Source organism: Bacillus sp. JAS24-2, from assembly GCF_008274905.1.
GTDB lineage: Bacteria > Bacillota > Bacilli > Bacillales > Bacillaceae_G > Bacillus_A > Bacillus_A cereus.
The window spans coordinates 2,989,807-3,012,255 of the sequence record NZ_CP031068.1 but is presented as its reverse complement, the minus strand read 5'-3'; the positions used below and the strand labels follow the sequence as shown (position 1 = coordinate 3,012,255).

Sequence of the window (22,449 nt, the reverse complement as noted above, 5' to 3'; positions counted from 1 at the left end):
GAAAATTAAGAAAATAAGCAAGATAAAAACCTTACAAATTTTAGCGTGTTATATGGTATAGTGAGAAAGTATGTTTGGGGAGAAGGAAGGAGATTATACGATGAATACAACTACTCAAACTCCTTCATTATCGGAAACGATGAAAGAGTGGCATTATGCATTAGCATATGAAATTAAACATTGGAAAACGATAGGTGGTAGTAAAATTTCTATCATGAATGGTCGTTTTTTATATACAGATTATGAAAGTACAGTATACGTATTTCAGCTTATTTCGGAAGTAAGCTTACCTGAAGGTTCACCCATTCGAATTGAGTTTGATGGTGAGGAAGCGACAGGAGAAGTATTGTCTGTACATGGATTAGAAATAGAACTGAAATTAAATGATTATATACAAGGTGAAATACGAGAAGCTGTTTTATATAGTGAACCGTGGCAACTTTTAGAGCAACTACAAGAGAGGTTGAAAGAAGCACGTAAAGATAAGCTGAAACGTAATCGTATAAAGCGTCTTGTTGATGGGACGAGCAGTCCGAAACATATTGAGAAGATGAAAAATCCAAAAAATGAACTGGCATATCGTTCGTTTTATAATCCGACAACGTACGTATGGGGACCGCCGGGAACAGGGAAGTCTTACAATTTATCACGTATTATTTCGGCTCATTATCAAAAAGGAAAATCGGTACTTGTGTTAGCTCATAGTAATGCGGCAGTAGACGTATTAATGAGTGAAGTAACGAAGCAAATTGAGAAGAAAAAGAAATGGACGCCTGGTGAAATTGTTCGTTACGGTTATAGTCAACATGAACATATACGAAATCATGAAACGTTACTTGCGTCGAAGTTAGTTGAAACGACGAACGGATCTTGGGGTGAGGAAAGACTCTATTTAGAAGAGACACGACAAGATCTTCGTGAAAAAATCTTATCGTATAAAGCAACATCTGCTGATAAGAAGCGTATACAAGAGATTGAAAGTGATCTTCGAAAGCAAAAGGCTAAAATTAAAGAAGTAGAAAAAGAATATATTGAAAATGCAAAAGTAATCGGCGCAACTTTATCAAAATGTGCCATTGATTCACTTATTTATGAGCGTACATTTGATTTAGTTGTTGTAGATGAAGTAAGTATGGCATATGTTCCGCAAATTGCATTAGCTGCTTCACTTGGAAAACGTATCGTCGTTTGCGGTGACTTTTTACAGTTACCTCCAATTGCTATGGCAAATCATGAACTCGTTCGCAAATGGCTTGGGGAAGATATATTTTACCATGCTGGGATTGTTGAGTCTGTTAATAAATCAGAAGCACACCCAAACCTATTTATGTTGCAGGAACAAAGACGTATGCATGCGGATATATCGAAGTTTACGAATTCGTTTATTTATAAAAATAGAGTATACGATCATCCGTCTGTTTCAGAACGTAAGGAACTTGCGAAACTACAACCGTTCGCAAATGAGGCGAGTGTTTTATTTGATACGAGCCAAATGGGAGCTTTTTCGTTAAAAGATGCTGCTTCTGGTTCACGTTTTAACATTATGTCTGGTTTAGTAGCAATGCAAATGATGTTAATCGGATTGTTAGACGGTGTGCAATCAATTGGTATTGTGACACCTTACAGGGCGCAGTCACGCTTTTTATCAACGTGTATTAGAGAAATGTTGCAGAGAACGAAATATCAAAACATACCAGTTTTAGCGGCGACAGTTCATAAGTTCCAAGGTTCTGAAAGAGATATGATGATCTTTGATACGGTTGACAGTTATCCGCAAGAACGACCTGGCGTATTATTCTTTGATCACAAAAACCATCGCCTCGTCAATGTAGCAGTGACAAGGGCGAGAGGGAAGTTCATTCAATTATCTGATTGCCATTATATGCGTAAAAACCTTTCGAGAAAACAAGCGTTATCACAATTAACAGCTCATATAGAACGTCACGGAGATGTGTATGATCGTACGACATCAAGACAATTGTGGGAACGGAAAATTTCGAAACGTTTACGCTGGTTTATGGAAATGAATCTTGAGGAAACGAAAGGGGTATTAAAAGATATTTTAGCCTCAAAACGAAAAATTATTATTTCACTTCCAAGTACAAAACAAGTGGATAAACGAGTATGGCAAGCGTTAATGCGTACAAATGCGCAAATAACAGTTTATAGTGATGGACCAGTTCCAATGAAAAATGTAAAGTTACAAAGACAAAATAAAGCATTCCCGTTTATCGTAATTGATGATGAAATCTTCTGGGCAGGCGCACCGCTTACATCTCAAATGATGTTTGAAGGTAGTACGGAATTTCCGTACGTATGTGCAAGACTGCAAGCACCTGAGACAATTGGTGTATTAAAAGGATTTTTAGATATTCGGTAAATTCGGATAGGAATTCCTTGACTTTTACTTGGAATGAACTTAGAATAAAAAATAATTTAATATAATTTTATGAAAATTCTTATCACGAGAGGTGGAGGGACTGGCCCTATGATACCTCGGCAGCGGATTCGTTATGAATACTGTGCCAATTCCAGCAAGGTAACTTGAAAGATAAGAAAGAAGCTCATTTTGACTGTATATACAGAAGCCTCTTTCTATCTTTTAGAAAGAGGCTTTTTTTTGTGAAAATAAAAGGAGGAAGAAAAATGGGAGCGACAGGAGTAGCGTCACAAAGAAAAACAATTGAAGAGAGTATCGAAAGAAATAAGGAAAAGTACATAGAAACAAGTCATGATATTCATGCGAATCCGGAAATTGGTAACCAAGAGTTTTATGCCTCTAGAACGTTAAGTTTATTGCTAGGCAGTGCAGGATTTCAGTTGCAGCACAATATAGCTGGACATGAAACGGGATTTATCGCGCGAAAAAGCTCTGGAAAACAAGGACCTGCAATCGCATTTTTAGCGGAGTACGACGCTTTACCAGGACTAGGTCATGCGTGTGGTCACAATTTAATTGGCACAATTAGCGTTGCAGCAGCAATCGCATTATCAGAAACGCTTGAAGAAATTGGCGGGGAAGTTGTCGTGTTTGGTACGCCAGCAGAAGAAGGCGGGCCAAATGGTAGCGCGAAATCAAGTTATGTAAAGGCAGGTTTATTTAAAGACATTGATGCGGCGCTTATGATTCATCCGAGCGGAAAGACAGCGACAACGAGTCCTTCACTAGCAGTCGATCCACTTGATTTTCATTTTTACGGAAAAACAGCTCACGCTGCAGCTTCGCCAGAAGAAGGGATTAACGCATTAGATGCGGTTATTCAGCTCTATAACGGTATTAACGCACTTCGCCAACAACTCCCGTCAGACGTGAGAATTCATGGTGTCATTACAGAGGGCGGAAAAGCACCTAATATTATTCCTGACTATGCCGCAGCAAGATTCTTCATCCGTGCAGCAACGAGAAAAAGATGCGCGGAAGTAACAGAAAAAGTAAGAAACATTGCACAGGGAGCAGCATTAGCAACAGGTGCAAAAGTAAAAATCCATCAATTTCAAAATGAAATCGATGAATTACTCGTAACAAAAACATATAACGATATCGTAGCGGAAGAACTAGAACTATTAGGTGAAGATGTAAATCGTAAAGAAAGAGTAGGGATTGGTTCAACCGACGCAGGAAACGTAAGTCAAGTCGTACCGACAATTCATCCGTACATTAAAATCGGACCAGATGATTTAATTGCACATACGAATGAATTTAGAGAAGCAGCACGTTCAGAACTTGGAGATAAAGCATTAATTACATCGGCAAAAGCATTAGCAAATACAGCGTATCGATTAATTACGGAAGAAGGGTTGTTAGAGAAGGTGAAGGAGGAGTTTAGAGAGGCGCAGAGGAATCAAGGGTAAGGGGATTAAGGTGCTTTTTTCGAATAGAGATCTAATTCATAAGTAGAGATATAAAAAAGAACATTGAAATATCAATGTTCTTTTTTTGTTTACTAATCATTGATTTCATTGGCTTTTCTCATAAAGGAAAAACTTTTACTGTTAGCCGGGGATAATACGTATCCCTTTATTAGAACGACAATTTCTCCTCAAACTCCCTCTTTAAAACAATTAAAGGAGACGATAATCCAAATTGCATTAAAGAGTCTAAAAATGTAGCGAGAGAATCCATCGAATCGCTCATGACCTTCATCATATAATTAAATTCCCCGCTAATTCGGTATAAATCTGTTACTTCAGGAGCGGCATTACAAAATTGAATAAAATCAGAGCATTGGCTCGTTTTAAACATGATGAATGCTTGAATGTTTTTATTAATTTTTGCAGGCTCAAATTTCGTTCGATAAGCCGCTATAACTCCTTGATCTTCAAGCTTGTTAATACGTTCTTTTACAGCAGGTTGCGTCATGGATATAATTCGTCCTATTTCTGAAACAGAAATTCTCGCATTTTCATATAACAGGTTCATAATTTTATGATCGATTTCATCCAATTTTACAGCGTTTTGCATTGTGTAGCCTCCTTGTTATGTTTTCTAAAGTGAATTGCAAATTATAACTATAATATCATAAGTGAACGAACTAAATTACCTATAAATCTATATTTAAAATGATTAGTATTTGCATGAAAATATAAGTATAGGGTTTATCAAAAGGGAATTTAGGAAGGATGGAAAAAATGAAGAATCTTGATGGGAAAGTAGCATTAGTAACAGGGGCAAGTCGCGGCATTGGTCGTGCGATTGCGATGAGATTGGCAAACGACGGTGCATTAGTTGCGATTCACTACGGCCGAAATAAAATAGCTGCAGACGAAACAATTAGTGAGATTGAATCTAATGGAGGAAAGGCATTCTTAATTGAAGCTGATCTCAATTTAATGGATGGTGTCAAAAAAATAGTAGAACAATTGAAGAATGAATTACAAATAAGAGTTGGTACATCAGAGATTGATATTTTAGTAAACAATGCAGGGATAGGTACACAAGGGACGATTGAAAATACGACAGAAGAAGTTTTTGATGAAATTATGGCTGTAAATATTAAGGCGCCATTCTTTTTAATTCAGCAAACATTACCGTTACTACGAGTAGAAGGGCGCGTTATTAACATTTCATCAGCGGAAGTAAGACTTGGTTTTACAGGGTCCATTGCATACGGTTTAAGTAAAGGTGCACTAAATACGATGACACTTCCTCTAGCTAAACATCTTGGAGAACGAGGTATAACAGTGAATACAATTATGCCTGGATATACGAAGACAGATATGAATGCGAAATTGCTAGATGATTCAGAAATACGGAATTTTGCTACGAATTCATCTGTGTTCGGACGAATAGGGCAAGTTGAAGATATTGCAGATGTAGTAGCATTCCTTGCTTCTTCTGATAGCCGCTGGGTAACAGGGCAGATTATAGATGTCTCTGGAGGGTTTTGTTTATAGGGGCACTACTCCATAACCAGCAAGCTAATTAAGTAAATTACTAGTTATGAAACGATCCTCGTTTCATAACTAGTAATCTATAGAAAGGTAGAGATGATAAAGAAATTTATTAAAACGTGATTTTTTCGCTAGGAAATTTGAATAAAGGGGCTATTTTTCATTATTCGTAATCTAAAATAATCAAATTTTATTTTACAGTAACAATAAAACAAAATTATTGACCGTATGGTACAAAAAGGGTATTCTATTCATGTTATCTTTAAAATGAGAGGAGGATACGATTGAATAAACGCGGCAGACCTCGAGAGTTTGATTATTCCTCAATTGTAGATGTTGCAATGAAAACATTTTGGTTAAGAGGATATGAAGGATGTTCTACACAAGATTTATGCAGTGATACAGGACTTGGAAAAGGAAGTTTATACAATACTTTCGGTAGTAAACATGAACTGTATAAACAAGTATTAGAACGCTACCATGAAATTGGGATTAGGGAACAAAAGAAATTGTTACATACTCCAATTCCAGTTAAAGAACGATTAAGTAATTTTTTTGAATGGGCATTGAAAGAAGACTTTGAGAATATGGATCAAAAAGGATGTTTATTGATTAATGCCAGTATAGAACGTGCTAAAAACGATTTAATGGTACAAGAAATTTTCTCGAAGCATGTTGAACTTCTTAAACAAGCTATTGAAACAGTGATGGAGGAAGGATTGCAAACAGGTGAAATTTCAAAGAAGCAATCAGCTGAAGAATTAGCTAGTCTGCTTTTAAGCAGTTATTACGGATTCCGTGTTCTTAATGTATCGATGCAAAATCGGATGTTGTCTGAACAAGTTATCAAAGGAACAGTAGAGTCTATTTGTGGCGCTTAGTGCGCCCTTTTTTCGCACTATTTTTGTACCGATCATTACAGTAATGAATAAGGAGTGTTTTTATGCCATCGATTATTTATTTATTAGCTTTAGCAATCTTTTGTATGACTACATCAGAATTTATGGTTGCAGGTATGATGAATGAACTTGCTCTTGCATTCCAGGTTTCTGTATCATCCATTGGGTATTTAATTTCAGCTTATGCAGGAGCAATGGTAATAGGAGGCCCCATTTTAACTGCAATCCTCTTACGAATGCGCAGCAAACAAGCATTATTGTTTTTAATGTTCATATTTTTAATTGGCCAATCGCTCGGAGCTATTGCTTGGAACTATGATATTATGATGATTTCACGTATTATAACTGGTATTGCTTCAGCTTCAGCTTTTGGAGTTGCGATTTCCTTTTCTGCGACATTGGTTCACTCTGATTCAAGGGGAAAAGCTGCATCAATTGTACTTGCAGGTTTAATGTTCGCAACTGTATTAGGTTTACCTATAACAACCGTTATTTCGCAATATTTTGGCTGGCGTATTAGTTTTGGGGCTGTTTCTGTTCTTGTGCTAGTATCAGCAATTATGATTCAACGGTTGTTACCATCCTCTTCAAATAAAGAGCAATTAAATTGGAAAGATGAACTTCTGCGATTTAAGAATATTCATCTTTGGGCAGCGTACGTAACAAGTATGTTCATTATTGGTGGTACGTTTGCAGCATTTAGTTATTTCACTCCTATCTTTACAAATGTTACAGGGTTTTCAAGAGCAAGTATTCCATATTTACTTGCTCTCTATGGTAGTGCGACGGTAATTGGGAATATAATAATTGGCAAGTTCGCTGATAAATTTACAATGAAAATACTTATGGGTGGATTAATTATATTAATCATAGCGTTGTCTTTATTTGCTTTAAGTGCAGAGAATAAATACATTGCAGTTATTTCTACGATTTTTATTGGTTTAACTGGTGTAGCATTGAATCCAGCTATGGTTGCGAGGGTGATGAAGACAGCTAGTAATGGAATAATGATAAATACCGTTCATAGTTCTTTTATTACGCTAGGTATTGTTATTGGTTCGTCACTAGGTGGTCTTGGGATCAGTAAAGGATATGGTTTTGTATCTCCTCTATGGATTGGAGCTTGTTTAGCTATCCTTGGGGTAATTTCGTTATTCCCATATTTACATAAAGGAAATGTAGATTAAGAGGTTTAAAATTTCTTTATATGGGGTACCGCCACATCATCATCAAGCTAATACTTTCATATCTCCCTGAATTAAAATTTTCTTTCTCTACAGATAGCTATTCTGAGAAGTCTCTCATTTTTTCGTTTAGGGGACATTTCTTTTTCTTAAGTTGATGGGTATGTATGGTGATCTCTATTAGACGATAGTGAATTAACAATTTTGGGGGTCAGTTCAATTTTATTCAAAATAAGATTTTTTGCAGTAAAATCAATGTTAGTGGAACTTTTTTAATCAAACTTTTTTTTAAATTAACATAAATACTTGTAATATTTAAATTAGTACTATATAGTTCTAGTTATGACAAAGGTAAAATTAATGAATCAAAAACGTGTGATTGAAGTAGCCGCAACATTATTTTTAGAAAAAGGGTTTGCTTATACAAGTATGGATGAATTAGTACGTGTAAGCAAAGTTTCAAAGTCTAATGTGTATTATCACTTTTCTAATAAGGAAGTATTATTAGAAGCGGTCGTTGATTATTGGATTGAAATGTATCAATCTGCAATTGATGACGTACTTTCTCAGAATCAATTTTTAGTTGAAGATCGTATCCAACTGTTTTTAAAGCAATTATCACAAGGAGTTCAGTCGAGAGAGTATAAGGGGAGCTGTCCATTTATTACTCTTTATATTCAAAGTCCTAAACAGGCCACGCAAATAAAAGAAAAAATAGGTCTTTTTTTTACAGGATTACAAAAGAAAGTTTCTCTATTACTTAAACAAGGGGTAGAGAATGGAGAATTTAGAAATACGATTCATATTGATGAGGTTGCATCACTTTTTATTACAAATCTTGAAGGAGCGTTATTTATTTCAGAAACATTGAAGGATGCAACTGTAATCACGAAAACAGCAGATCATTTTTTAAAATTGCTTCGATAAAAGAAGCATTTTTTTTACATCGAATTAGTACTGTATAGTACTAAAAAGGGGGATTTTATATGAGAACAGTATTTTTAACTGGTGGAACAGGCTTTATTGGAAAGCAATTAGTGAAAGAATTAACCAAAGAGGATGTTAAAATTCTTCTTTTAGTGAGGTCGAAAAGTAAAGCAATACGCCTTTTTCAAGAAAGAGGTATCTTAAAAAAGGAAGTTATGCACTTTATTGAAGGTGATTTGACGAAAATAGATTTAGGTCTAAGTGCTGAAGATAAGGAGAGGGTATTGAAAACGGATGTGATTATTCACGCAGGAGGCCCCATGGATATTCAAGCGACAAGTAAAGAGGTAGCTTCCGTATTTTTAAATGGCGCCAAACATATTAGTGAATTAGCTAAAAGTATTCATCAATTGAAGGGCTTGCAACAATTTATTCATGTTGTAGGTTATATGAGTCCCTTTGATGATAAAAATAGCAAGATTGCAATTGATGTGTTTCAAGAAGGGAATAATTATTTGAAAATAAAAAATCCATATGAGAGAACAAAATTTTTAGCAGATCTTTATATCCGTCAGCAGGCATCAGCAGTAGGTTATCCGCTTTCTGTAATTAATCCGCCAACTGTAGTCGGTAGTAGTAAAACAGGGAGTACAGAGCAGATAGCAGGATTAGGTTTGCTTGTGAAGAGTATGCGAAGAGGGCTCATGCCAGTGATTCCTGGAGGTAAGGGATATAGGTTACCACTTATTTCAAACGATGAGCTTGCGAAGTTTATTGTGCAGGTTTTCAGATTGGAGCAACCGACTATTCAAACATATACACTTGTTGAAGACAAACAGCACGATCAGAACATTGCTGAATTATTAAGTATTATGTCGGAAAGTATGAATATGAGGGCACCAAAAATCTCGGTTCCAATGCCGCTTATGAAAACAATTATGAATAGTGGAGTAAGTAAAATAACAAAAATTCCTTCTGATGGACTGAATTTTATTACAAAACGAAAATTTTCAAATGTTTCAGCGAAAAAAATTATGGGAGGAGATTGGTTTAGGAAGACGAGTGTAATGAAATTTTTCCCTGCCGTAGTAGCTGATCTGGATTATCGAATGATGTATCAAAATGGCCAGCATAATCATGTATTTAAACGAACATTCGATAACAATACCCTTTACCAATTACAAGGAGAGGGTAAACCGTTTATTTTATTACATGGTTTATTGAGTGATGGAGAGGATTTATTTCCTTTAGCACAAGAGCTTCATGAAAAAACTGGTCAACCTGTATGGATCTTGGATCTTCCAGGTTTGGGGCATTCTCCTTTTAAACGAGATAAAAATCTTCTAAATATCTATTTGAATGTAGTGAAAAAGTTATTGGAGAAAGCTACGAATGGTGCACATCTAATTGGTCATTCATTCGGTGCATTTATTCTTCTGGAAGCATTGGTACAAGAGTACATAGATAAGAAGTATGCAATCACTTTACTTCAGCCACCTGTAGTTAAAAAAAATGCTAAATCGCTAAATGTTCCTCAATTTATGAACAAATGGACATTAAAACTGGCAACTACTAATTTCATAGAGCGATATTTATTAAGTAATGGTTTGTTTGAAAGTATGGAGAGCATCCCTGAACATTATATTGAAAAAATAAGAAACAGTTTTACTTCTCCTAGAATTTTAAATACTACGGTTCAGCTTAACAGTTTACTACTGAAAAACGATCAAGGTGATTTCAATGAAGTAACAAAGTATAATCTTCACATTATTTGGGGGGATTATGACAGAGCCTATTCTGCTCCATCGCATCTTGGTAAAGTTGATTTTGTTCCATATGGCCATCATTTTCCTCTTAGCCATCCGAGTGAAACGGCAACATTAGTAATAAAAAATAGTAATACTAGCATATGAGAGTGTGAGATAAATAAAAAGTGTGTAGTAAGATCGTTGTCTTTGAAATAAAATCGTACTGTTTGGGGTCCCACCCCACATCCATCAACTTAAGGGATATTTTCAAACAAAATGTGGTTTTTTTATATAATTTTTTATTATCTTTTATAGATTTTATAAAAGTAGGCATATCAAATAAACCCTGACGGGTTTCAATTTTTTACTATGCTACCTGAGGATTAGAAGTGGTATACTCATAAACAACACCCAAAATATCAAAGACTGTCTTTTTCTCGTACCGATGAGATTTTCGTCCGTTGTGCTGTAGGAGGTTAAACAGACGAAGGAGAACCTTTGATAATTCTTGGGTGTTTTTGTGTAATGCTTGGTAAAAAAGTGAAAAATAATCCTTAATTATATACATTGCTTTATATTCACTTAGTTCTTTCTGTTTTTTACGTAATAGGAGTTCTCGCATTTTAAACATAGTAGAAGAACATAATAGAATACTAATGAGTTGCCCATAAAGATGACATTCTAATCGCTCTTGTTTAATAGATTTACAACGATGAATTTGAAACCAAGATTTCCATATTTTAAATAACAGCTCAATTTGCCAACGTAATGAATATAGGTCATAGATTTTCTCTTTTGGTACCCATTCCGTAGGAATGTTTGTCATATATACCGTGATACCTTGTAAAAGCTTCGTGCGCTCTGTATATGTAATCCCTTTTTTCTTTTCACGAATAGCTCGGTCACGTAAGCGTTTCTGTTTTTGCTCCTCGGTACATTTATAAACTACAATACGAGTAGGCAGTTTATCTTTACTCCCTACATATACATCGTGTAATTCATAAACTTGGCCAGGTTTTAATTGTTTCATAATGTCTTCCAAATGAATTTGTATATATACTGGTTTCAATTGAGGAGGTTTTGTTTTAAATACGACTGTTTCGAACTCTTTTCTATATATTTTAGTCGGTAACTTAAGACGGGATAAATAATACCCCTGCTTGTCTTGAATAGACTTAAAGTCTTGTAGACGAAAATATCCTAAGTCACGGATATACAGCTCATTCTTTTGTATCATGTCTGTTCGAGTCGCACCATACGCCTGATCACTTCGTTTTCCTGGTTCAATTTTCACATCAGAAAACTCTCCACTCAACAAGTCATACTCTAGTTGAATTTTCACACCAGCTTTATGACTACATCCTCCGGCACCAGGATACATAGCTGCGAATCGATCTGGAACTTGAAAGGTTGTAGAATCAAGGATACGAATGCGCTCAAAGTAGGAAGAAAGAGAATGAGAAATCTTAGATACGCCTCCAATCTTAGCCTGTAGAAGTGTAGTAAATACAGTACGAAAAAAGGCTACAGAAGCCGAGTTAAATCGCCGATTAAGTCCTTCCGGACTTAATAAAACTCCTGTTGAAGTTTCTAATTGACTACATAGTTGGGTAAGAGAGGTAGTAGCGACTTGTTGATTTAGCCATACACACAAAGATAAAAAATGATGCCCGTGGCACTTCCGTTTTCGTTTCATCCCGCCTGCTTCTATAGCTAATTGATTAAGTGTAGCGGGAGACATATATCGATATAACTCTTCGGCAAATAAAGACAACTCTTGCTTTTGATGCATATTCATAAAAAGCACGTCACCCTTTCTCATTAATATAAGAAAATAGTAACGTGCTTTTAATTTCAAAAATAGTCCGAATCCTTAAGTTGATGGATGTGGGGTAGCACCACATACCCATCAAGCTAACTTTTTGAAATACACCTAAACGAAAATTTTCTTTCTCTACAGGTAGTTACTTTGAAAAGTCAGCTCTTTTTTTCGTTTTGGTGCATTTATTTTTCTTAAGTTGATGGGCATAGGGTCCCACCCCAAGCCTATCAAGCTAACATTTTAAAGTGCCCCCAAAACAAAAAATTGTACATTTTCACCTAGAGATGCTAATTTTATCGTTTTGGGGTATTTGCTTTTCTTAGGTTGCTCGAATTGGACTAGCAATCGTACCTGTCGAACCGCCAAAAACTGCTAATAATTAAAAAACTTTTTACATAACAATTTAACCCTTTGTAGAAAACTACGAGGGGTTAAATTGTTCAAAGAGTATTCCATTTGAGGTCTAATTAATTTAAGTTCTTAAATGAAAATTTGAGGAAAACATTCACGAACACCAGAATTTCTTAATGAATTAAATAATGCTGCACTGATTCTTAATAGGACGTTGTTATCAGTGCCATCTTCTAAATCGTATATTACAAAGTATGAATTATCGACTGTGAAAATACATTTTCGTTCTAATTTAAATTCAGGTGGTACAGTTGGAAGTGTATCAAATGGTTCAATTACAGGTGTATCTCCTTCATCTCTGATAAAATCGAAAGTTTGCTCGTCAATTTCATAGATATTAACTGGATCAATTTCTACACCTTTATCTGGAATTGTAATTTCATCTTCAACTAATAAGAAAAAGCGTTCGTTTCGAAAGTTAAAAAGAGATCTTGCACCAATTTCAAATGATGCCATTTTATATTCGCCTCCTTTGCAACTTTTTATTGATTTAAAGTTACATTTATATGGTATGTCAGATTAATAGATTTAGTTACAGCTTGTACTACACAAATTACTAAATTAGAAGTTTTCTCCTATGTCTATCAGGTTAAAATTAAAGAATACCCCAGAACGAAAATCTGGGGATCCCTCCCTCACATGCTTGTTCCCATTTAAAAACTGGATTAGATTAAACCTAGTTGATTTAAACGTGTTTCTTATCCCTTATCTTTCTAATTTATTGATTATTAAAATGTAGACTGATCATTAGGTTTTATATTATAAATAGTTTTTATTAAAATAAAGTATTAGACTCAATAGTAGCTACGCAATTATTATACAGTTAATAAGAACAATTCTGAGAAGATGTACGAAGTAATAAAATGGGAGAGGAATAATTTGAATCAAAATAAACCGATAGAAACAGAAGAAAAAATATCTATCATACAAAAAATGAAAAAATGGGCTAGAAACTTAAAAAAACAACTTCTTGTACTTTATTTGGCATATCGAGATGAAAGAGTCCCTTGGTATGCTAAATTATTTACAATGCTTGTTGTTGCGTATGCTTTTAGTCCTATAGATTTAATCCCAGACTTCATTCCAATCTTGGGGTATCTTGATGATTTGATTCTTGTACCATTAGGTGTATACTTGGCATTAAAACTTATTCCTAAAGAAGTGTTGGAGGATTGTAAAAGAAAGGTAGAGGAAAGACAGACAATAAGCAAACCAAAGAATTGGATAACAGGCATTATTATCATTACTCTCTGGATCCTTGTCTTTGTATGGGCTGTAAAAATTGCAAACCTGATTATTTTCAGGATGGAAGAATAAAGAAAGGTACAGAGTATATACAGCTAGATATGGAGGTATTAATGAGCTCTCTCCAAATAGGACAAACATATGGAATATCCGATGCCTATGTAGGTATGACTGATAAAGTACTAACCCGTGTAATTTTTATAAATTAATATATGTATTATCTTATAAAAAAACTCAGCAGGATTTATTCTGATGAGTTTTTTTGTTTATATAATTTATCAATAATTATTCTTTTTTCTCCGGCTGATAGGAAAGAATAACGACACCTGAACTGGTCGTTCTTGTTTCTATAAGTTTTAATGCTTTTGTATTGTTCTGGTCTTTAAAGAGACGCTTTCCGCTCCCTACGATAACGGGATTGACTATAAAGTGATATTCATCAATGAGGTCATGTTGCATTAATGTTTGTGTAAGGTCACTGCTGCCATAGATTAAAAGGTTTTGACCAGGCTGTTCCTTCAGTTTCGATATTTCTTCTACAATATTACCCTTGATAAGATTTGCATTCCATTCGGTTTTTTCCAAAGTTGTTGAAGCAACAAATTTAGGCATGCTGTTCATCTTATCAGCAAAACCTTCTTCATCAGTCATAGAAGGCCAAGCAGCTGCAAAACCTTGATAGGTTACTCGCCCTAGTAGAAGAGCTTCACTTTCAAACAGTAAATTGGATTGAAACTTTGCCACTTCTTCATTGAAGTATGGAGCAGTCCAAGCTGGTTCCTCCATGACACCATCTAGTGAGAGGTACATCGATACAATTATTTGTCCCATTTTGTTCTCCTTTAGTTTTAAATTGAGATTTTTACATATTGGTAACACAATTATTAATTCTTCAGCTAGAGAAATTCTCCCTTTTTAATAGTTTCGACAAAATATATTTATGTGTGTTTCGGAATAAACTAATATATATTAATAATTTTGAAATATTGTATAACTTCTAATTTTTATGCATTATTGATTAGAATTGCTTATTGCGCTAAGGAATCAGGATAGTGTGGCGACCGACTAAATAGTTGCTTAGCCTCAATTATTAGAAGGGAAGTTCTATCATTTCGCGAATTTATTAGACATAGACGAGTGCTATAATTTTCTATATATACATAAAGAGGTGACTACGCATGAATCAAAGACCATCAGAAGAAGAATACGCTGGGAGCTCCGGCGAATATATCCGTTTGGTGCCAGACGGTAACATCATCGACATTCTGCTCGCTCAGGAAAAGCAAATGACCGAGCTCCTGGCATCGTTGACCGAAAGCCAGGCCGCATATCGGTATGCGGAAGGAAAATGGACACTGAAAGAAGTTGTGGGCCACATTACAGACGCGGAACGTGTCATGACCTACCGCCTGCTCCGGTTCGCAAGAGGGGACCAGACGCCGCTGACCGGTTTCGATCAGGAATTGTTCATGCCTCCTTTCGGAAGCTGGACAATCGCGCAACTGGCCGAAGACTACCAGGCCGTCCGGCAATCAACGATCACATTGCTGCGCGGGCTACCGGCGGAGGCGTGGAACCGCAAGGGTACAGCCAACAACCTAAGCATTACGGCGCGCGCCCTCGCGTACGGCATCGCAGGACACGAACTTCATCACATGGGAGTCATCCGAAACCGGTACTTGAGTTAATCGTCGGCTGAGGCCTTTTGAATGGAACTAACACCTTTCATACAATCTTAGATACCGTTCTTATTGGGGCCCGCCCCCATCGCCATCAAGCTAAGCTTATATAAGTTTAATTTCACGTGAAATTTTTTCGTTTTTCTAAACACAAATGTAAGTTCTTTAAAGATTTGCATGCCAAATAAACCCTATCAGGTTTCAGTTTTTTGGATTACGCTACATGACTGTGAGACATAGAAAAGTTGTATACGACGCCTAAGATATCAAAGACTGTTTTCTTCTCATACCTATGGGATTTTCGTCCGTTTTTCTGTAAGAGATTAAACAGACGAAAGAGAATCTTTGTTAATTCTTGGGTGTCTTTTTGTAAAGATTGATAAATAAGTGGAAAATAATCTTTGATGATATAAATTGCTTTATATTCACTTAATTCTCGTTTCTTCTTGATGAGGAGTAATTGGCGCATTTGAAACATGGTGGAGGAACAAAGAAGGATACTTATTAATTGTCCGTATAAGTGACATTCTAGTCGTTCTAATTTTACAGAATTACAGTGATGAATACGAAAAAATGATTTCCATGTTTTAAAAATAAGTTCAATTTGCCAGCGTAAGGAGTAAAAATCGTATACTTGTTCCTTTGGTAGATATTCTAAAGGAATATTTGTAATGTAAAAGTTAATTGCACTAAGCCTCTTACTACGTTCTTTATAGGTAATTTGCTTCTTATGTTCTTTAGATGCTAAATCCTTTTGCCTACGTTTCATTTGTGTTTCAGTTAATTTGTACAGAATGAGTCTTGCAGGAAGTTTTTGATACATTCCAATATAAATTTCGGGAATTTCATATGTTTCACCTGACTGTAATTGGTCAATGAATTGCTCCATATCTAATTGGATGTACTCAGAGTGCTTTTTTATTGTTCCATTTTGAAAGTATTCAGGCTCATTATTCTTTTGATATATACGTGTATTGAGCTTTAATCTTGAAATAAAATAAGCATTACACTCTTCTATAGTATGTAAGTCTTTTAGGTCGAAGTATCCTAAATCACGTATACATATATCGTTCGGTTGAAGGGACGCTAAACAAGTAGAACCATACGTTTTATCATTGTGCTTTCCCGATCCTACATGAATATGAAGAAATTGACCACTTAGTAAATCATACTCTAGTTGAATTTTCACACCAGCATTTTGACCACTACCACCTGAACCTTGATATATAGAAGTGAATTTATCCGGAATTTGAAAATGTGTAGAATCCAATACACGAATACGTCGAAAATAGTTTGTATACAAAGTTGGAATCTTGTTAGAAGAACAAAATTGTTGGTGAAGTAAATGTGCTAAGAGTTGTTGTAAAAACTGAACAGCCTGAGAATTAAAACGTTGATTGAGTCCTTCTGGACTCATAGAAATGCCTGTGTTAGCTTCTAATCGACTACTTAATTGTACCAATGAAGTATGGGCAATATTTTGACTTAACCAAATACATAGAGCCACTAAATCTTGTGCGCGGTATTTACTTTTTCGTTTAACAAATCCTACATTTTTAGCTAATTGCTCTAAAGCATCAGGTGACATATATCGTTGCAATTCTTTAGAAAACAATTCTAATTCATCAGAAATCGATAAATTCATACTAAAACGCCATCCTTTCCTATGATTCTATAGAAAGAATAGCGTATTTTTTCATTTTAGGGGGAATTTTGTTTTATTAGCTTGATAGCGATGGGGTGGGACCCCTATAATCGTCGAAAATATAAAAATAAAGTTAATTTTAACGTATATGTATTTTATTTATATATATAATTTTTATAAATATATTGAGCTAAAGGGTTTAAACTACTCCTAATTTCACTTCAATTTATAAAAGGCTAATCGTTAATAATTTAAAAAGGGGTTTAAAAAATTAGAGACATATAGTATCATTAGATTCCGGACCGAATGGTCCGGAATCATGTGTGAATATATTTAAAAGGAGAAATTTATGCAGAAAGAAAAATTAAAGATTCTAGGCAATTTAATTAGGGGGATAATAAAGTGAACTTTATAAAAACGAATAAAAAAGATCTTATTATGTTAGTAGTTTTTACAATGTTTGTAATACTTCAGATTGGCGTCCTCATATTAGTAGGAGTATCACTTTTAACTAATGTAAATTTAGTTGAATCAGAATTTGCCAATACTGCCGCCGCTTTTATTGTACCTGCTATTATAGGTATAAGTTTCTATAGGAAAGAAATTATTCAAAGTTTTTCTTATTTTAAAGAGAAAACAATTTTGAAAGTAGTAAGTATTCCTATGGTGGTTTTACTTACGGGAATTCTAGAAAAATTTGTTACGAAATTTCTAGTAAATACAGATCAGTCCGTGAATCAAGATGCCGTTAATCAAGCCGCTTCAGAGGTACCTTTTATATTTGCATTGATTTTAGTTGGTGTTGCAGGTCCAATAGTCGAGGAAATTATATTTCGTCATATATTAGTAAATAAATTTTCTAGTTATGTTGGTACTGCTATTGCATCAATCATTTCCATTCTAATTTTTACAGTTCTTCATTCACAAAACCTTTCCGATTTTGCTATTTATTTACCAGGCTCGGTGATATTTACTGTGGCTTATCTTATTTCTAAAAGATCCCTTGCATATATCATAGCAATACATGTGTTAAACAATGTCCTTAGTTTAATTCTGTAAGAAACTAGATCGCTTTCTGTCACCTTAAGGTTTTAGACTATTTTTTAAGTTAAAAACACGTTACTATTTTCTTATGTAAATAATGAAGACCTAGTTCTAATTTGTAACATTGAAGAAAAGAGTACAAGTGAACTAACTTCTCACTTAAAAGAAATATTCGATATTCCATATGTTAATTTTGAAGGTAAGAACATAAATAACGTAAAGAAAATAGCTATCGTTGCAGGTTGTGGCGACAAAGTAAGTTGGATGGAGGAAGCTGAAAAAAGAGGAGTTCAAGCCTATATCACTGGCGAAATCCATTGCCATATTGATAACGAATATGGTAAACAAAGATACAAACAAATGATGGGTTATGTTTCTAATACTTCGATGTCTTTAATCGGCGTTTCCCATTCTGCATCAGAATATCTGGTCCATAAAACATTGATGAAGGAATGGTTTGAGAATAACTTTGATATTGAAACAGTTTTAATTCCACAGGAAAAATGGTGGTTATAAAGTTATTAAGTAATATTTAAAAGAGCTTGGGAATTCAAGCTCTTTTTTTCGAATTTAGCTGAGAATTATATCGTGAAAACTAGATGTTTCAGTCTATGCATATTGCTGAAGTTTTAGGTCTAGCACCCCAAAAATGAAAAAAACAAGCCGAATTTTCATAAATAACTGTAAAAAAGTAAAATTCTCGTTATGGGGGTGTCTTAAAATCTTAGCTTGATGGGCATGGGGCCCGCCCCACAACCATCAACTTAAGGATTTAAACTATTTTTATGAATATGCACCAAAAACAAGAGTTATATCGATTTTTCTCATTTTGGGGTATTTGTTTTTCTTAGATTGATGGTGATGGGGCACTACTCTATAATGATCAAATTAAAATTTAAAATAGTTATAGAGACTCCATTTCTCGGAAATATTGTAACTATTAAGTTGTAAAAAGAACCGTAGTTTTTCATTTTTGAAAAGGCTAGGGTGCTTTTTAGTTGTAGCAAAGATATAATGGGAGGAAGTTTTTCTAAATCAAAAAAATTTGATTAATAAGTTGCATAATAAACTCACTAGCGTATATACTATAAACATCAAAAAAAGTTGATGAAGGGAAGTGAACTACAGTGGCACAAAATTTTCAGTTATATGAGAAAAAGTTTAAAGCGTTGGCTGATCAAAAACGTTTAGAAATCATGTATGAGCTTTGCCAGCGGGGCCAGACGTGTGTATGTGATTTAACAGAAGTTTTTGAAATGACGCAATCTAAGTTGTCCTATCATTTAAAGGTTTTATTAGACGCAGGTTTAATTGTAAAAGAAACAAAAGGTACGTGGAGTTATTATGATTTAAATGATGCGGAAGTGAATAATTTGTTATCAGAAGAATTGTGCTGTATCTTTAGAAAAACAGGTAAAGGTAGTTGCTGTTAAAATTTTGAGTCATTAATCAAAAAAAATTGATTAATAATATATAAAGAGGAGGAATAAGGTATGAGATATGTTCACGTCGGTATAAACGTTACGAATTTAGAGAAGTCTATTGAATTTTACGAAAAGGTATTTGGTGTATCACCAGTTAAAGTGAAAACAGATTATGCAAAATTTTTATTAGAGACGCCAGGACTTAATTTCACGCTGAACGTAAGAGATGAAGTGAAGGGAAACCAAGTAAATCATTTCGGTTTCCAAGTGGATACAGCTGAAGAGATTACATTGCATAAAGAAAGATTAGAAAAAGAAGGGTTCTTTGCACGTGATGAGATGGATACGACTTGTTGCTATGCAGTACAAGATAAGTTTTGGGTAACAGATCCTGACGGGAACGAGTGGGAATTCTTTTATACAAAAGCACAGAGTGATGTTCATAAAATTGAAGATCCATCTTGTTGTACGACTTCTAACGTAGTAGAACAAAATTCTTGTTGTTAATAGGAGATGGAAAATAAAATGAAACGTTTATCTTTTCTAGATCGATATTTAACACTATGGATTTTTCTAGCTATGGCTGTTGGGATTGGTTTAGGGTTTGTGTTTCCTAGTGTAGTAGACGGACTACATACATTACAGGTTGGAACGACGTCTATTCCACTTGCTGTTGGTTTAATTGTAATGATGTATCCACCATTAGCGAAAGTTCGCTATGAGGAAATGGGCCGAGTATTTAAAGATGTAAAAGTGTTAGTTCTATCTTTAGTACAAAACTGGATTATTGGTCCGGTACTTATGTTTGGGTTAGCAATTATTTTTCTTCCTGATAAACCAGAATACATGGTTGGTCTCATTATGATTGGGTTAGCACGTTGCATTGCGATGGTCATTGTTTGGAACGATCTTGCCGATGGAGATAAAGAGTATGCGGCAGGTTTAGTTGCTTTTAATTCGGTATTCCAAATGCTTTTTTTCTCAGTTTATGCATACGTATTTGTAACTGTAATTCCAGAATGGTTAGGGATTGAAGGTGCTATTGTCGATATTACAATGATAGAAGTAGCAAAATCAGTATTTATCTATTTGGGAATTCCTTTTATAGCAGGTATGTTGACACGCTTTGTACTAGTTAAGTTAAAAGGAAGACAGTGGTATGAAAAGGTGTTTATACCTAAAATTAGTCCACTTACATTACTTGCATTGCTATTTACGATCGTCATTATGTTTTCTTTAAAAGGAGAGATGATTGTTAGCGTGCCACTAGATGTGGTAAGAATAGCGATTCCGTTATTAATCTATTTTATTGTAATGTTTTTTGTATCTTTCTTTATGGGAAGAAAAATTGGTGCAAACTATCCGGTGACGACAACATTAGCATTTACAGCAGGTAGTAATAACTTTGAGTTAGCAATTGCTGTAGCAGTTGGGGTGTTTGGTATTCATTCAGGCGCAGCATTTGCAGCAGTTATCGGACCATTAGTTGAAGTACCTGTAATGATTGCACTTGTAAACGTCGCTTTTTGGTTTAAGCGTAAATATTTTAATGATCAACCAGCATAATTTAAAAACAAAGGCGGAAAACAACATGGAAAACAAAAAGACAATCTATTTCTTATGCACAGGAAATTCATGCCGAAGCCAAATGGCAGAAGCATGGGGCAAACAATATTTAGGTGATAAATGGAATGTATATTCTGCAGGAATTGAAGCACATGGAGTAAATCCAAATGCAATTAAAGCAATGAACGAAGTAAATATCGACATAACAAATCAAACATCAGATATAATTGATGCAAACATTTTAAATAGTGCTGATTTAGTCGTTACGCTGTGTAGTCATGCGGATTCTGTTTGTCCATCTACTCCGCCGCATGTAAATCGTGTTCATTGGGGATTTGATGATCCAGCAGGAAAAGAGTGGTCCGAATTTCAACGTGTTCGTGATGAAATTGGTGAACGTATAAAGCGATTTTCTGAAACAGGGGAGTAAATAAAGGAAAGAGTCAATCTTCTATCTTATAGGGGATTGGCTCTTTTTTATTATGTATTTCATTTACTTATCGCATCGCTTTAAAACCACTCTTGAAAATAATACAGAATATTATGTGAAAGTGGTAAAGTTAGAATAGAACAGTTTAAAAAAGGGGATGTAACGTATGATCTGTGAACTAAGCAAGAATGATTTTTATAGGTGTAATAGTTTAGTGAATGAACAAGGTCAATTAGAGGTACGTGCTGTAATTGCAGGAGTGAACCCTGGTCGTATATTTGTAGATAATAGTACTGCTCCTAATTCGGGACTTATTTGGTTAGGTAATAATGATGGATTCTTCTTCATTGGAGATTCTGCAAATGAAGAGTTTAATAAAGAAATGAATCATTTTATTAATAATGTAATAGTACCTGAGGCGAGGAAGGTAGGACTAGATTGCTTTGAAGGAATCGGTAATCATTCAAAATGGAACAAAACAATTGAAAGAATATTTCAGCACCGTAAATTAAAGAGTTGGAATCAAAGAGTGTATACGCTAAGAAAAGAGGATTATGACAATCATCATGAGCCTAAATTTGAACAGGGATATACTGTGCTGAAAATGAGTAAAGCTCTCTATGAAAATAATAACAATACATTTAAGAATATTGATTTTTTACAATCAAAAATTTTAGAGTTTTGGTCTTCACCGGATTGTTTTTTCGATGAGGGAATCGGTTATTGCGTTGTTTATGATGATCTAATTGTAAGTGTATGTTTTTCAGGTTTTGTATTTGCAAATATACATTGTATAGATATTGAAACGATAAAAGGTCACCAAGGGAGAAAATTAGCTCAAAAGATAGCGCATAGTTTTGTGAAAGATTGTTTGGAGAATGATATTATTCCATATTGGGACTGTATGGAATTGAACAAGCCTTCTGTTGCAGTTGTGGAAAATGTAGGGTTTACAAATGTATTTAACTATGTGGGATATTATTTTTTATTTGAATAATCTAGGTATACTTTACAATTTACACTTTGAGGTTGCC

20 protein-coding genes, 2 pseudogenes and 1 riboswitch are annotated in these 22,449 nt (G+C 34.7%); of the genes and pseudogenes, 17 read left to right on the top strand and 5 right to left on the bottom strand.

Annotation, left to right across the window (positions count from 1 at the left end; genetic code table 11):
* Nucleotides 1-70 precede the first annotated feature (70 nt).
* The gene (locus DN407_RS15610; RefSeq protein WP_149216460.1) at nt 71-2,380 is read left to right on the top strand and encodes an AAA domain-containing protein; all 2,310 of its coding nucleotides are present in this window, start codon (nt 71-73) and stop codon (nt 2,378-2,380) included.
* Between the two features lie 76 nt (nt 2,381-2,456).
* Nucleotides 2,457-2,558: riboswitch (SAM riboswitch) on the top strand.
* A gap of 88 nt (nt 2,559-2,646) precedes the next feature.
* Entirely contained in the window at nt 2,647-3,852 is a 1,206-nt protein-coding gene (locus DN407_RS15605) for a M20 family metallopeptidase (RefSeq protein WP_061654903.1), read from the top strand.
* Nucleotides 3,853-4,021: 169 nt separating this feature from the next.
* On the opposite strand, the gene DN407_RS15600 is transcribed toward DN407_RS15605, so the two are convergent.
* A complete protein-coding gene (locus DN407_RS15600; protein WP_149216459.1) occupies nt 4,022-4,462 on the bottom strand; it encodes an Lrp/AsnC family transcriptional regulator in 441 nt (146 codons plus the stop codon).
* Nucleotides 4,463-4,629: 167 nt separating this feature from the next.
* Here DN407_RS15600 and DN407_RS15595 point away from each other — a divergent pair, with 167 nt between their 5' ends.
* From DN407_RS15595 to DN407_RS15575, 5 genes are all read left to right on the top strand, one after another.
* The gene (locus DN407_RS15595) at nt 4,630-5,394 is read left to right on the top strand and encodes an SDR family oxidoreductase (RefSeq protein WP_033668450.1); all 765 of its coding nucleotides are present in this window, start codon (nt 4,630-4,632) and stop codon (nt 5,392-5,394) included.
* A 281-nt stretch (nt 5,395-5,675) separates the two neighbouring features.
* Complete coding sequence (locus tag DN407_RS15590; protein ID WP_001042191.1) at nt 5,676-6,272, top strand: TetR/AcrR family transcriptional regulator; 597 nt, start codon at nt 5,676-5,678, stop codon at nt 6,270-6,272.
* Nucleotides 6,273-6,334: 62 nt separating this feature from the next.
* Nucleotides 6,335-7,477, top strand: a complete 1,143-nt coding sequence (locus DN407_RS15585) for an MFS transporter (RefSeq protein ID WP_149216458.1) — start codon at nt 6,335-6,337, stop codon at nt 7,475-7,477.
* 357 nt (nt 7,478-7,834) lie between these two features.
* The gene (locus DN407_RS15580; protein ID WP_001072309.1) at nt 7,835-8,401 is read left to right on the top strand and encodes a TetR/AcrR family transcriptional regulator; all 567 of its coding nucleotides are present in this window, start codon (nt 7,835-7,837) and stop codon (nt 8,399-8,401) included.
* Nucleotides 8,402-8,460: 59 nt separating this feature from the next.
* Entirely contained in the window at nt 8,461-10,314 is a 1,854-nt protein-coding gene (locus DN407_RS15575; RefSeq protein WP_149216457.1) for an alpha/beta fold hydrolase, read from the top strand.
* A 202-nt stretch (nt 10,315-10,516) separates the two neighbouring features.
* Here DN407_RS15575 and DN407_RS15565 read toward each other — a convergent pair whose 3' ends face one another.
* Together DN407_RS15565 and DN407_RS15560 are read right to left on the bottom strand one after the other, a co-directional pair.
* Nucleotides 10,517-11,947 carry an IS4 family transposase gene (locus DN407_RS15565; RefSeq protein ID WP_149216455.1) on the bottom strand — a complete coding sequence of 477 codons (1,431 nt, stop codon included), beginning with the start codon at nt 11,945-11,947 and terminating at the stop codon, nt 10,517-10,519.
* A gap of 504 nt (nt 11,948-12,451) precedes the next feature.
* Nucleotides 12,452-12,838 (bottom strand): spore coat protein, encoded by a 387-nt coding sequence (locus DN407_RS15560; protein WP_149216454.1) that lies wholly within the window; start codon nt 12,836-12,838, stop codon nt 12,452-12,454.
* 423 nt (nt 12,839-13,261) lie between these two features.
* On the opposite strand from DN407_RS15560, the gene DN407_RS15555 reads away from it, so the two are divergent.
* Both DN407_RS15555 and DN407_RS15550 read left to right on the top strand, forming a co-directional pair.
* On the top strand, nt 13,262-13,699 hold the full coding sequence (locus DN407_RS15555; protein WP_001075128.1) for a YkvA family protein: 438 nt from the start codon (nt 13,262-13,264) through the stop codon (nt 13,697-13,699).
* Nucleotides 13,660-13,824: pseudogene (locus DN407_RS15550) on the top strand (IS4 family transposase); the annotation flags it as partial. The gene DN407_RS15555 and the pseudogene DN407_RS15550, both read left to right, overlap by 40 nt.
* Before the next feature lie 88 nt (nt 13,825-13,912).
* Here DN407_RS15550 and DN407_RS15545 read toward each other — a convergent pair.
* Nucleotides 13,913-14,458, bottom strand: coding sequence for a dihydrofolate reductase family protein (locus DN407_RS15545; protein WP_097842523.1), 546 nt, complete (start codon nt 14,456-14,458; stop codon nt 13,913-13,915).
* A gap of 347 nt (nt 14,459-14,805) precedes the next feature.
* On the opposite strand from DN407_RS15545, the gene DN407_RS15540 reads away from it, so the two are divergent.
* On the top strand, nt 14,806-15,315 hold the full coding sequence (locus DN407_RS15540; protein ID WP_001076316.1) for a DinB family protein: 510 nt from the start codon (nt 14,806-14,808) through the stop codon (nt 15,313-15,315).
* Between the two features lie 205 nt (nt 15,316-15,520).
* Here DN407_RS15540 and DN407_RS15535 read toward each other — a convergent pair whose 3' ends face one another.
* Nucleotides 15,521-16,951, bottom strand: coding sequence for an IS4 family transposase (locus tag DN407_RS15535; protein ID WP_097813898.1), 1,431 nt, complete (start codon nt 16,949-16,951; stop codon nt 15,521-15,523).
* Between the two features lie 402 nt (nt 16,952-17,353).
* Here DN407_RS15535 and DN407_RS15530 point away from each other — a divergent pair, with 402 nt between their 5' ends.
* The 7 genes and pseudogenes from DN407_RS15530 (at nt 17,354) to DN407_RS15500 (ending at nt 22,412) form a co-directional block, all read left to right on the top strand.
* Nucleotides 17,354-18,010 carry a CPBP family intramembrane glutamic endopeptidase gene (locus DN407_RS15530; protein WP_061663671.1) on the top strand — a complete coding sequence of 219 codons (657 nt, stop codon included), beginning with the start codon at nt 17,354-17,356 and terminating at the stop codon, nt 18,008-18,010.
* 84 nt (nt 18,011-18,094) lie between these two features.
* Nucleotides 18,095-18,511 (top strand): annotated as a pseudogene (locus DN407_RS15525) (Nif3-like dinuclear metal center hexameric protein); the annotation flags it as partial.
* Nucleotides 18,512-19,122: 611 nt separating this feature from the next.
* A complete protein-coding gene (gene arsR, locus DN407_RS15520; RefSeq protein ID WP_002062841.1) occupies nt 19,123-19,428 on the top strand; it encodes an arsenical resistance operon transcriptional regulator ArsR in 306 nt (101 codons plus the stop codon).
* 60 nt (nt 19,429-19,488) lie between these two features.
* Nucleotides 19,489-19,926: an ArsI/CadI family heavy metal resistance metalloenzyme gene (locus DN407_RS15515; RefSeq protein ID WP_001271017.1), complete on the top strand. Its 438-nt coding sequence runs from the start codon at nt 19,489-19,491 to the stop codon at nt 19,924-19,926.
* Nucleotides 19,927-19,944: 18 nt separating this feature from the next.
* Nucleotides 19,945-20,985 (top strand): ACR3 family arsenite efflux transporter, encoded by a 1,041-nt coding sequence (gene arsB, locus DN407_RS15510; protein WP_149216453.1) that lies wholly within the window; start codon nt 19,945-19,947, stop codon nt 20,983-20,985.
* Nucleotides 20,986-21,010: 25 nt separating this feature from the next.
* Nucleotides 21,011-21,415, top strand: a complete 405-nt coding sequence (gene arsC / locus DN407_RS15505) for an arsenate reductase (thioredoxin) (protein WP_000428354.1) — start codon at nt 21,011-21,013, stop codon at nt 21,413-21,415.
* Nucleotides 21,416-21,581: 166 nt separating this feature from the next.
* Complete coding sequence (locus tag DN407_RS15500) at nt 21,582-22,412, top strand: GNAT family N-acetyltransferase (RefSeq protein WP_000562836.1); 831 nt, start codon at nt 21,582-21,584, stop codon at nt 22,410-22,412.
* Nucleotides 22,413-22,449: the final 37 nt, after the last annotated feature.